The following is an 11,164-nucleotide window of genomic DNA, read 5'->3' as shown; positions in this document are numbered from 1 at the left end:
CGGATCGGCCGCGCTCAGGCGCGGAACTTCGAGGTGATCGGGTAGCGCCAGTCGCGCCCGAAGGCCCGGTGCGTGATGCGGATGCCCACCGGCGCCTGCCGGCGCTTGTACTCGTTGAACTTGATCAGCCGGGTCACGCGCTCGACGTCGGCCCGCTCGAAGCCCGCGGCGATGATCTGCTCGATGCCCTGGTCCTCCTCCATGTAGCGCGCCAGGATGGCGTCGAGCACCTCGTAGGGCGGCAGGCTGTCCTGGTCGGTCTGGTCGGGGCGCAGCTCGGCCGAGGGCGGACGGGTGATGATGCGCTCGGGAATGACCTCGCCCTGCCCGCTCGCCACGCCCTGCGCATTGCGCCAGGTGGCCAGGCGATAGACCAGGGTCTTGGCCACGTCCTTGATGACCGCGAAGCCGCCGGCCATGTCGCCGTAGAGCGTGCAGTAGCCGGTGGCCATCTCGCTCTTGTTGCCGGTGGTCAGCACGATGGAGCCGAACTTGTTGGACAGCGCCATCAGCAGCGTGCCGCGCACGCGCGCCTGGATGTTCTCCTCGGTGGCGTCCTCGGGACGGCCGGCGAAGTCGGTCGCCAGCGTCGCCTTGAAGGCGTCGAACATCGGCACGATCGACTTCTCGTCGTAGCGCACGCCCAGGCGGGCGGCCATGTCGCGGGCGTCGACCCAGCTGATCTCGGCGGTGTAGGGGCTGGGCATCATCACGCAGCGCACCTGGTCCGCACCGATCGCGTCGACCGCGATGGCCAGCACCAGCGCCGAGTCGATGCCGCCCGACAGGCCGATCAGCGCGCCCGGGAAACCGTTCTTGCCCAGGTAGTCGCGCACGCCGCAGACCAGCGCGGCCCAGGCCTGGGCCTCCTCGCCCGGCAGCTCGGCGCACTCGCCCGACAGGCGGCCGTCGGCCTGCCAGTCGACCAGCGCCACCGCCTCGTCGAACATCGGCGCCCGCGCCGCCACCTCGCCCGTGGCGTCGACCGCGAACGAGGCGCCGTCGAACACCACCTCGTCCTGCCCGCCCACCAGGTGGGCGTAGAACAGCGGCACGCCTGCCGCCCGGGCGCGCGCGCCCATGCGGGCCTCGCGCTCGGGCTGCTTGCCCAGGTGGAAGGGCGAGGCGTTGAGCACCAGCAGTGCCTGCGCACCGGCGGCGCAGGCCGCGGCGGCCGGCTCCTCGAACCAGGCGTCCTCGCAGATCAGCAGGCCCAGGCGGCGCCCCGCCACCTCGATGACCACCGGCGCCAGGCCGGCATCCCGGCCAGAGACGAAATAGCGCCGCTCGTCGAAGACCTGGTAGTTGGGCAGCTCTCGCTTGGCGTAGGTGGCGACGAGCGTTCCCCCGCTGAGCACCGAGGCCGCATTGAGGCAGCGCTGCAGCGACCACGAGCGCGTGCGAACATCGCTCGCCGGCATGGTGACCTCGTCGAGCGCCTTCGGGTGGCCGACGACCAGGTGGAAGCCGGCCAGGTCGGCCAGCTCGCGGGCGACGTCGGCCAGCGCGGCGTCGCAGGCGCTCAGGAAGGCCGGGCGCAGCAGCAGGTCCTCGGGCGGATAACCGCACAGGGCCAGCTCGGGCGCCACCGCGACCGCCGCACCCTGGGCGTGGGCCCGGCGGGCCGCCTCGACCAGGCGGCGCACATTGCCCGCCAGGTCACCGACGGTGGGATTGATCTGCAACAGGGCCACCCGCAGGGGGGAGAAAGAAGACATGGGCAGCAACGACGGGTTGAAATCGGAGAGCCTCGATACTAACGGGGCCGCAGCGGGCCTGCCGCCCCGCGTCCCGGCTGCCCCGTGGCGCCTGGAGCTGCACGAGGATCCGACCACGCTGGAGGCGACCGCCTGGAACGCGCTGCTGCAGGCCAGTCCGCAGCCCACGCCCTTCCTGCGCCACGAGTTCCTGGCCGCGCTGCACCGCAGCGCCAGCGCGGTGCCCGCCACCGGCTGGACGCCGCTGTTCTTCACCCTGCGGTCGGGCACCACGCCCGACGCGCCGCTGGAGGCAGCCGCGGCGCTCTACCTCAAGCGCCACTCCTACGGCGAATACGTCTTCGACTGGGCCTGGGCCGACGCCTGGCAGCAGGCCGGCCAGCGTTATTACCCCAAGCTGCTGGGTGCGGTGCCGTTCACGCCGGTGCCCGGCAGCCGCCTGCTGGCCCGCAGCGACGCCGCCCGCGCCGCGCTGCTGCAGGCGATCGAGCGCTTCGCCGACGAGCAGGGCCTGTCGTCGGCCCACCTGCTGTTCGTCGACGAGGCCGACCGGGCGGCGGCCCGGGCACAAGGCTGGCTGCAGCGCGAGGGCGTGCAGTTCCACTGGCACAACCGCCACCACGACGGCCAGGGCGAGCCCTACGCCGATTTCGCCGACTTCCTCGCCAGCCTGAACCGCGACAAGCGCAAGAAGATCCAGCAGGAGCGGCGCTACGTGCGCGAGGCCGGCGTGAGCTTCGAGGCGCTGCGCGGCACCGGGATCCGCGAGGCCGACTGGGACCATTTCCACGCCTGCTACGTGCAGACCTACCGCGAGCACCGCAGCAGCCCGTACCTGAGCCGGGCCTTCTTCGCCGAGGTGGCGCAGACCCTGCCCGAGCACTGGCTGCTGTTCGTCGCCCGCCGCGGCGGCGAGCGGGTGGCCAGCTCGCTGGTGGCGCTCGATCCCGAGCAGCGCGTGGCCTACGGGCGCTACTGGGGCTGCACGCAGGACATCCCCCACCTGCATTTTTCAGCCTGTTACCACGAGCCGCTGGACTGGTGCGTGCGCGAGCGTTTCCGGCGTTTCGAGGGGGGCGCGCAGGGCGAGCACAAGATGGCGCGCGGGCTGCTGCCGGTGCGCACCTTCTCGGCCCACTGGCTGCGCCACCCCGGTTTCGCCGACGCGGTGGCGCGTTTCCTGGCGCAGGAGAGCGCCGGCATCGAGGCCTACGTGGGCGAGCTGGCCGAACGCAATCCCTTCAAGTGAGGGTACGCGGCAACAGGACAGCAGCACATCGCGACCTATGATCCGCCGGACCCCGGCCTGGCCGGTGAAGCCCGCCCGATCCGCCCTGCCCGATCGCCGCGGTGACCCTTCTTCCGCACGAACCCTGAACGCGTGAACGCCCGACTCCGCCTTGCCAGCCTCGCCTCCCTGGTGCTGACCGTATCGGCCTGCACCGTCGCGCCCACCACCCGCACGCCGCTGCCCGCGCCGGCCCCGTCGCCCGAACTGCCGGGCGGCACGACCGCCCCGTGGCCCGCCCCCGCGCCAGCCCCTTCACCGTGGCCCGCACCGGGCCCGACGCCCGCTCCGGTGCCGGCGCCCGGCCCGTCGCCGCTGCCCCCGGCCCCCGTGCCACCGGCGCCCGCCCCGGCGCCGGTGAGCCGCGCCGAGGTGCGCACGGTGGCGCTGCGCCTGCTGCCGCCGGACCTGCCGCAGCGCTCGCTGTGGGCCGAGGACATCGCCACCACCTTCGCCGCGCTGTCGATCCCGGCGCAGGACCACAAGGTCTGCGCGCTGGCCGCGGTGATCGAGCAGGAGTCGGGCTGGAAGGCCGATCCGGTGGTCGCCGGCCTGTCGCGCATCGCCCAGCGCGAGCTCGACAAGAAGCGCGAGCGCTACGGCATCCCCAAGGCCGCCTTCGACCTGGCGCTGATGAAGGCGTCCCCCGACGGCCGCAGCTACCAGGCCCGCATCGAGGCGCTGCGCACCGAGCGGGAGCTGTCGGACCTGTTCGAGGACATGATCCGCGAGATCCCGCTGGGCACGCGCATCTTCGAGGGCCAGAACCCGGTGCGCACCGGCGGCTCGACCCAGGTGAGCATCCGCTACGCCCAGGACCTGATGCGCGAGAAGCCCTACCCGTGGCGGCCGGCCCGCACCGCGCGCGAGGAGGTCTTCACCCGCCGCGGCGGCGTGTACTTCGGCGCGGCCATGCTGCTCGACTACCCGGTGTCGTACAACCGCATGCTGTTCCGCTTCGCCGACTACAACGCCGGGCGCTACAGCAGCCGCAACGCCGCCTTCCAGGCGCTGCTGGCCCGCCTCAGCGGCCAGACGCTCACGCTCGACGGCGACCTGCTGCGTTATGCCGGCGGCACCGCGCTGTCACCGCGCGACGCGCCGAGCGAAGCCTGGCGCGCGCTGCTGTCGCTGCACGACCTGGGCCTGTCGGCCGCGCAGATCGAGCGGGACCTGAAGCTCGAGAAGCAGCACGACTTCGAGGTCACGCCGACCTACAGCCGCCTGTACGCCGTGGCCGCGCTGCGCGGCATGAACCCCGAGCGCAGCCAGCTGCCGCAGATCGACCTGAAGAGCCCGAAGATCACCCGCCAGCTCACCAGCGCCTGGTTCGCCGAGCGCTGCGAGGCGCGCTACCGCGCCTGCCTGGCCCGGGGCACCCCGGCGCCGGCAGCCGCTTCGCCCGCCGTGGCGCCCTGAGCCCGCCGGCCTGAACGGTCGAGGGCGGGCGTCAGGCACGGGCCGCGGGCCGCTCGCTCGGGTGGCCCAGGCCGGTGCGGCACCAGGCGCGGGCGCCGCGCCACCGGGCGGCGTCGCCGGTCAGTGCAGCGACGCCAGCGTCCAGCGGCCGTCGCGGCCCAGCGTCAGGGCCTGGTCGTGGAAGGCGTCGAGCGTCTCGCGGTGACCGACGCTGACCAGGATGGCCTGCGGCAGCTGCTCGCGCAGCAGGCGGTAGAGGCCATGCTCCAGGCCGCTGTCGGTGGCCGAGGTCGCCTCGTCGAGGAAGACCAGCGCCGGGCGGTTGGCCAGCACCCGGCCGAAGGCCAGGCGCTGCTGCTCGCCGGGGGACAGCACCTGCGACCAGTCCTGGTCCACCTCGAGCTGGTCGGCCAGGTGGCCGAGCTGCACCTGCTCGAGCAGCGTGCGCGCCGTCGCATCGGCCAGGTGAGACTGCGGATAGGCCAGCGCCGCGCGCAGCGTGCCCATCGGCAGGTAGGGCTTCTGCGACAGGAACAGGCTGGCCGGACCGGCCGGCCGCTCGGCCCGCCCGGTCGAGAACGGCCACAGGCCCGCCAGCGTGCGCAGCAGCGTGGTCTTGCCCGAGCCGGACGGCCCGCGGATCAGCAGCGCCTGGCCGGCGTGCAGGCTCAGCGACAGATCCTGCGTCAGCGCCCGGCCGTCGGGGCGCAGCACGCTCAGGCCCTCCAGCACCAGCGCGCCGGGGTTCTCGCTCAGTCGCGGCAGCGCCAGGCCGGCGGCGGCCTTGACGTTGCGGTCGAAGCCGTCGAGGCGGTCGAGCACCGCGCGGTAGCCGGCGAAGGAATCGTAGGACGTGCGGAAGAACGACAGCGCGTCCTCGACCTGGCCGAAGGCCTGGCTGGTCTGCATCACGTCACCGAGCTTGATCGAGCCGGCGAACAGGCGCGGGCCCTGGATCAGGAAGGGGAAGATCACCGCCACCTGGCTGATGCCGAGGTTGTAGCCGTCGAACTTCAGCGACCGCCACAGCGTGGCCCAGGCGTTGGCGATCACCGCCGCGAAGCCGCCCATCAGGCCGCCCTTCTCGACCGCCTCGCCGCGGTACAGCGCCACGCTCTCGCCGTATTCACGCAGGCGCATCAGCAGGTAGCGGTAGTTGGCGTTGAGCTTCTCGTTGAGGAAGTTCAGCTCGATCAGCGGGCGGCCGATCCAGATGGCGAACACCGTGGCCACCAGCACGTAGAGGTAGACGAGGAAGACCATCGCACGCGGCACCTCGGTGCCCAGCACCACCATCGGCGCCGACAGGTTCCACAGGATGCCGGTGAACTCGTACATCGACACCACCGAGCCGACCAGGCCCAGCGACAGTGCCAGCGTCTGGGCCACCAGGTTGGCGATGTCCTGCTGGATGCGCTGGTCGGGGTTGTCGACCGCGGGCCGGGCGAAGCGGCCCAGGTAGTAGGCGTGGCCGTCGAGCCAGCCGCTGACGGTGCGCTCGTTGAGCCACTCGCGCCAGTGGATGGTGAAGGCGCCGCGGATGTAGGAGTTCAGCAGCAGCCGGATCACGTGCAGCGTGGCCAGCAGCGCGAACAGCCGGATGTCGAACCAGAACCTGGGCTCGTCGAGCGCCTGCAGCGCGCTGTAGAACTCGTTGTACCAGAACGAGAACAGCACGTTCATGCGCACCGAGAACAGCACGAACAGCAGCATCAGCGCCACGCCCGCCAGCGGCCGCCAGCTGCGCCGGGGCGAGAAGTAGGCACCGGTCAACGACCAGAACTGCCGGCCCCAGATCGTGAAACGCGCCAGCAGCGCCATCACCGCGACGAATGCCACCAGCGTGATGGCGAAGGACCTGGCCAGCCACCAGGCGCTGTTGACCAGCTCGAGATTCCAGTTCATCGCCCGGAGTCTAAGGGCGAAGCGGCATCGTTTCAGGGACGAAAAAAAAGGAGCCCGTGCGGGGCTCCTTGCTTCATTCAGGCCGGGGCGCCCCGCGGGCGCCCGGCGCTTCACTCGGCCTTGGCGGCCTTGCCGTAGTTCTCGATGCCCGAGACGATCTCGGCCTTGGCGGCGTCGACGCCATCCCAGCCCTTGACCTTGACCCACTTGCCCTTCTCGAGGTCCTTGTAGTGCTCGAAGAAGTGCTGGATGCGCGACAGCTCCAGCGGGTTCAGGTCCTCGACCTTCTGGATGTGGCTGTAGAACGGGCAGATCTTCTCGGTCGGCACGGCCACCAGCTTGGCGTCGCCGCCGGCTTCGTCGTCCATGTGCAGCACGCCCAGCGGGCGGCAGGGCACGACCGCGCCATGCACCAGCGGCACCGGGGTGATGACCAGCACGTCGCACGGGTCGCCGTCATCCGACAGCGTCTGCGGGATGTAGCCGTAGTTGCACGGGTAGTGCATCGCGGTGCTCATGAAACGATCCACGAACAGGGCGCCGCTGTCCTTGTCGACCTCGTACTTGACGGGCTCGGCATTCATCGGGATCTCGATGATGACGTTGAACTGTTCGGGGGCCTTGGAGCCCGGGGGCACGTGAAGCAGACTCATCGGGTGTCTCTCTGAATGTGGAAGCGGACAAAAAAAACAGGTCGATTCGGCGCGCATTCTACGGGCGGCCCTTGCTGGCGCCTTGCGCCCCGGAACAGCACAGGAGATCAGGCTCACTTCCAGCGAAGTCCTCACGCCCGGACCCCCTAGAGTCGGGGAGCCGAAATCGGAACACCGAGCTGTACATGGACATCACCACCGTCGACCAGGAACTGAGCGTCGCCCGCGACAACGGGCCGCTGCGCACGCTGGTCATCCCGCCGTGCCCCGAGCTGCTGACCCGCCTGCAGGCGGCGATGCGCCACGACGACCCGGACTGGGACGAGGTGCACGCCATCGCCGCGGCCGACGTGGCCATGTCGGCCTCGCTGGTGCGGGCGGCCAACAGCCCGATGTATGCCCGCCGCACCACGGTGCACAGCGTCGAGCAGGCGATGAGCCTGCTGGGCCTGCGCCAGGTCGCCGCGCTGCTGACCGGCTTCCTGTCGGCGCGCGCGCTGCCGGTCAACCACCCCGCGCTCGAGGACTTCTGGCTCAACTCCAGCCGCCGGGCGGTGGCCATGGGCTACATCGCCCGCCAGCTCTACGACCTGCCGGCCGACCTGGCCCACACCTTCGGCCTGTTCTGCGACGTCGGCCTGCCGCTGCTGCTGCAGAGCCTGCCGGGTTACGCCGGCACGCTGGCCGAGGCCGGCGCCCGGCGCGACCGCTCGTTCACCGCCACCGAGCAGGCCGCCCACCGCACCGATCACGCCATCGTCGGCGCGCTGGTGGCGCGCACCTGGCGGCTGCACCCGCACTTGATGGTCGCCATCCGGCTGCACCACGACGTGCATGCGGTGGAGGACAGCGGCATCGACCCCACCGTGCGCTCGCTGGTGGCCACCTGCGTCGTCGCCGACCACCTCACCAGCACCCACGCCGGCTTCGCGCCGACCATCGAATGGACCACCCGCAAGCAGGGGTGCCTGAACCACCTGCACGTGCAGGAAGACGAGATCACGCTCTGGCAGGACGCGCTCGAGACCCCGTTCGAAGCGCTGCGCTAGGGTCGGTCCGGCCGCAAATTGCGCCAAATTGGCACAATGGACGTGTAACTACCGGATTGTCAAGCGATCGCGGTGGAGGCATTGTCAGCGTACGTGAAGCACTGGCAGTACAATTTATGTTGCACTGCAACAAAAGCCCCACCACCGCCCGGCCGCCCCTCGGCACCGGACGGCCGACGATTCCTGAGGAAATGCGATGCTCTACCAGATCTACGAAGCCCAGCGGGCTTTCCTGAGCCCGTTCGCCGAGTTCGCCAGCGCCTCGGCCAAGCTCTACACCCATCCGGCCTCGCCGCTGACGCACGCCCCGGGCTCGCCCCGCGTGGCCGCCAGCTTCGACCTGCTGCACCGCCTGACCAAGGAGTACGAGAAGCCGGAGTTCGGGATCACGTCGGTCAAGGTCGGCGGCACGGACGTGGCCGTGCAGGAACAGGTCATCGAGCACCGGCCCTTCTGCCGCCTGCTGCGCTTCAAGCGCTACACCGACAACGCCCAGCGCCTGGAGGAGATGCGCGCCCAGCCGGTCGTGCTGGTCGTCGCGCCGCTGTCGGGCCACCACTCGACGCTGCTGCGTGACACCGTGCGCACGCTGCTGCAGGACCACAAGGTCTACATCACCGACTGGGTCGACGCCCGCATGGTGCCGGTCAGCGAAGGCCGCTTCCGCCTCGACGACTACGTCGCCTACGTGCAGGACTTCATCCGCAAGCTCGGCCCCGACGTCAACGTCATCTCGGTGTGCCAGCCGACGGTGCCGGTGCTGGCGGCCATCTCGCTGCTGGCCTCGCACGGCGAGGTCACGCCGCGCACGATGATCATGATGGGCGGCCCGATCGACGCCCGCAGGAGCCCGACGGCGGTCAACAACCTGGCGATGAACCGCACCATCGACTGGTTCGAGCAGAACGTCATCTACCGCGTGCCGAACAACTTCTCCGGCGCCGGGCGGCTGGTCTACCCGGGCTTCATGCAGCACACCGGCTTCGTCGCGATGAACCCGGACCGCCACGCCAACTCGCACTGGGACTACTTCCTGGACCTGGTGCGCGGTGACGACGACAGCGCCGACTCGCACCGCCAGTTCTACGACGAGTACAACGCCGTGCTCGACATGGACGCCGAGTACTACCTGCAGACCATCCGCGTGGTCTTCCAGGACTTCTCGCTCGTCAAGGGCACCTGGGAGGTCAACGGCCAGCTGGTGCGCCCGCAGGACATCACCACCACCGCGCTGATGACGGTCGAGGGTGAGCTCGACGACATCTCCGGATCCGGCCAGACCCGCGCGGCGCACGACCTGTGCACCGGCGTGCCGGCCGACCGGCGCGAGCACTACGAGGTCGTCGGCGCCGGCCACTACGGCATCTTCGCCGGCCGCCGCTGGCGCGAGATGGCCTACCCGGAAATCCGCAAGTTCATCGCCACCCACCAGGGCTGAGCCCGACCGGGCCACGGCCACTGCGGCACAATCGATCAGGCCGGGGCCCAGCGCCCCGGCTTTTTTCATTGGCGCCCCGCATGACCCCCACCGTCGAACAGATCGATCAGCTCCTGCCGCAGACGCAGTGCACCCGCTGCGGCTACCCGGACTGCCGCAGCTACGCCCAGGCCATCGCGCAGCAGCGCACCGAGATCAACCGCTGCCCGCCCGGCGGCCAGCTCGGCATCGAACGCCTGGCCGCGCTGACCGGCCGCCCGGTGCTGCCGCTCGACCCGGAAAGCGGTGCCGAAGGCCCGCGCCACGTCGCCGTGATCGACGAGCACTGGTGCATCGGCTGCACCCTGTGCATCAAGGCCTGCCCGGTCGACTGCATCGTCGGCACCCACAAGATGATGCACACCGTCATCGAGGCCGAATGCACCGGCTGCGAGCTCTGCATCCCCGCCTGCCCGGTCGACTGCATCAGCCTGGACAACGTCAGCGGCGAGCGCACCGGCTGGCAGGCCTGGAGCGCCGCCGAGGCCGAATCGGCCCGCCAGCGCCACCTCGACACCCTGGCACGCCGGCAGGTGGCCGCGCAGCGCCACGCCCAGGCCCTCGAGCGCAAGGCCGAGCACAAGCTGGCTCACCTCGAGACCCTGACCCGCGCCAACACCCCCGACGAGCTCGAGCGCAAGCGCAGCGTCATCGAAGCCGCCCTGGCACGCGCCCGCAGCCGTCGCCAGGACCCGACATGAGCCCCGCCCCTCTTGGCTGACCCGCCAGGACTCTGCTATCATTTCGCTCTGTCGTGTGGGGGGGTAGCTCAGCTGGGAGAGCGTCGCGTTCGCAATGCGAAGGTCGGGAGTTCGATCCTCCTCCTCTCCACCACCAATTGACGCCCAACCGTTCTCGGTTGGGCGTTTTCACTTCCAGACCCCACACGGTACGCGGGGTTCACGCGCATTCTGCGTGTGCCAGGGGGTGGTCAGAACCGGTGCCCGTAGTGACTGGTTCGACCCTTTTCTGCCCTCTGTTCTCTGGAAATCTCCACCAACTTTTTCGCCGTAGCACACGCACATCGCCTTGCGTGACAACGACTTCTGCTTGTGTCGGTTTCTTGAGTTCGCCGACCGGCTTGGACTAGCAAACCATCAGGGCGAAGCGAGGTCCGGGGATGCGCGCGGCATCCAGTACACGCCTTGGCGCCGTTTGGACTTCACGAGTGCTCGGTAGGCATGCAGCGGACCCTCGTACTCCGGCTTCCCCTTGTTCGCGGTCTTCACCTTGAACAGGTCGATCGGCTTGTCGCTGTCCTGGCCAGCGCGGGTCATGATCCGCTCGCCGTCAACCTCGGCGCCCTTGAACGACCACAGGGCGCTGAAGACGGCCGCCTGACCGTCCGTGCACCGGATCGGTCCATGGGTCCAGTCATCCAACGTCACCCAGCCGAAGTCGGCCGAGAACGGCCCGTGCACAGGCGTCCAGGGATCAGCCGCGACCGCTGGTTCCGGAGTCGCGCCCGGCGGGATGTGGGCGATGCCACCGCCGTAGAAGGTGAAGCGCTCCTCCAGCGGCAGCCACTCAATCCCGCCCGCAAACGGAGCCCCACGCACCTGAACCGGCCCGGGAATTGTGGAGGCTCCAACCTTTGAGAAGATGGAGCCATGAACAAGTCGAACAAGTTCTCACCTGAGGTCCGCGAGCGCGCG

9 protein-coding genes and 1 tRNA gene are annotated in these 11,164 nt (G+C 70.1%); 6 read left to right on the top strand and 4 right to left on the bottom strand.

Annotated features, from left to right (window positions below; all coding sequences use genetic code 11):
• Positions 1–14: 14 nt before the first annotated feature.
• A complete protein-coding gene (locus C7444_RS02060; protein ID WP_110399183.1) occupies positions 15–1,718 on the bottom strand; it encodes an NAD+ synthase in 1,704 nt (567 codons plus the stop codon).
• On the opposite strand from C7444_RS02060, the gene C7444_RS02055 reads away from it, so the two are divergent.
• Both C7444_RS02055 and C7444_RS02050 read left to right on the top strand, forming a co-directional pair.
• The gene (locus tag C7444_RS02055) at positions 1,717–2,967 is read left to right on the top strand and encodes a GNAT family N-acetyltransferase (RefSeq protein WP_110399182.1); all 1,251 of its coding nucleotides are present in this window, start codon (positions 1,717–1,719) and stop codon (positions 2,965–2,967) included. The two genes, C7444_RS02060 and C7444_RS02055, sit on opposite strands and share 2 nt — an antisense overlap.
• Before the next feature lie 132 nt (positions 2,968–3,099).
• Complete coding sequence (locus C7444_RS02050; RefSeq protein WP_146219326.1) at positions 3,100–4,425, top strand: DUF1615 domain-containing protein; 1,326 nt, start codon at positions 3,100–3,102, stop codon at positions 4,423–4,425.
• 120 nt (positions 4,426–4,545) lie between these two features.
• On the opposite strand, the gene C7444_RS02045 is transcribed toward C7444_RS02050, so the two are convergent.
• Entirely contained in the window at positions 4,546–6,330 is a 1,785-nt protein-coding gene (locus tag C7444_RS02045; protein WP_110399180.1) for an ABC transporter ATP-binding protein/permease, read from the bottom strand.
• A 110-nt stretch (positions 6,331–6,440) separates the two neighbouring features.
• A complete protein-coding gene (gene ppa, locus C7444_RS02040) occupies positions 6,441–6,983 on the bottom strand; it encodes an inorganic diphosphatase (RefSeq protein ID WP_110399179.1) in 543 nt (180 codons plus the stop codon).
• A gap of 185 nt (positions 6,984–7,168) precedes the next feature.
• Here ppa and C7444_RS02035 point away from each other — a divergent pair, with 185 nt between their 5' ends.
• From C7444_RS02035 to C7444_RS02020, 4 genes are all read left to right on the top strand, one after another.
• Positions 7,169–8,032, top strand: coding sequence for an HDOD domain-containing protein (locus tag C7444_RS02035; protein ID WP_110399178.1), 864 nt, complete (start codon positions 7,169–7,171; stop codon positions 8,030–8,032).
• Positions 8,033–8,228: 196 nt separating this feature from the next.
• A complete protein-coding gene (locus C7444_RS02030; protein WP_110399177.1) occupies positions 8,229–9,470 on the top strand; it encodes a polyhydroxyalkanoate depolymerase in 1,242 nt (413 codons plus the stop codon).
• An 80-nt stretch (positions 9,471–9,550) separates the two neighbouring features.
• Positions 9,551–10,210: an electron transport complex subunit RsxB gene (rsxB, locus tag C7444_RS02025; protein WP_110399176.1), complete on the top strand. Its 660-nt coding sequence runs from the start codon at positions 9,551–9,553 to the stop codon at positions 10,208–10,210.
• A gap of 57 nt (positions 10,211–10,267) precedes the next feature.
• A tRNA-Ala gene (locus tag C7444_RS02020) sits at positions 10,268–10,343 on the top strand.
• 263 nt (positions 10,344–10,606) lie between these two features.
• Here C7444_RS02020 and C7444_RS02015 read toward each other — a convergent pair.
• Positions 10,607–11,068, bottom strand: coding sequence for a hypothetical protein (locus C7444_RS02015; protein ID WP_146219325.1), 462 nt, complete (start codon positions 11,066–11,068; stop codon positions 10,607–10,609).
• Between the last annotated feature and the right edge of the window lie 96 nt (positions 11,069–11,164).

The organism is Sphaerotilus hippei (assembly GCF_003201595.1).
In the GTDB taxonomy this organism is placed as follows: Bacteria; Pseudomonadota; Gammaproteobacteria; order Burkholderiales; family Burkholderiaceae_C; genus Sphaerotilus; species Sphaerotilus hippei.
The sequence above is the reverse complement of the archived record's forward strand: the minus strand, read 5'-3'. Positions and strand labels throughout refer to the sequence as shown.

Excerpts from the sequence above, each read along its gene's own strand:
- C7444_RS02045 (WP_110399180.1), bottom strand. The coding sequence starts at position 6,330 with ATGAACTGGAATCTCGAGCTGGTCAACAGCGCCTGGTGGCTGGCCAGG.
- ppa (WP_110399179.1), bottom strand. The coding sequence starts at position 6,983 with ATGAGTCTGCTTCACGTGCCCCCGGGCTCCAAGGCCCCCGAACAGTTC.
- C7444_RS02055 (WP_110399182.1), top strand. The coding sequence starts at position 1,717 with ATGGGCAGCAACGACGGGTTGAAATCGGAGAGCCTCGATACTAACGGG.
- C7444_RS02060 (WP_110399183.1), bottom strand. The coding sequence starts at position 1,718 with ATGTCTTCTTTCTCCCCCCTGCGGGTGGCCCTGTTGCAGATCAATCCC.
- rsxB (WP_110399176.1), top strand. The coding sequence starts at position 9,551 with ATGACCCCCACCGTCGAACAGATCGATCAGCTCCTGCCGCAGACGCAG.
- C7444_RS02035 (WP_110399178.1), top strand. The coding sequence starts at position 7,169 with ATGGACATCACCACCGTCGACCAGGAACTGAGCGTCGCCCGCGACAAC.
- C7444_RS02030 (WP_110399177.1), top strand. The coding sequence starts at position 8,229 with ATGCTCTACCAGATCTACGAAGCCCAGCGGGCTTTCCTGAGCCCGTTC.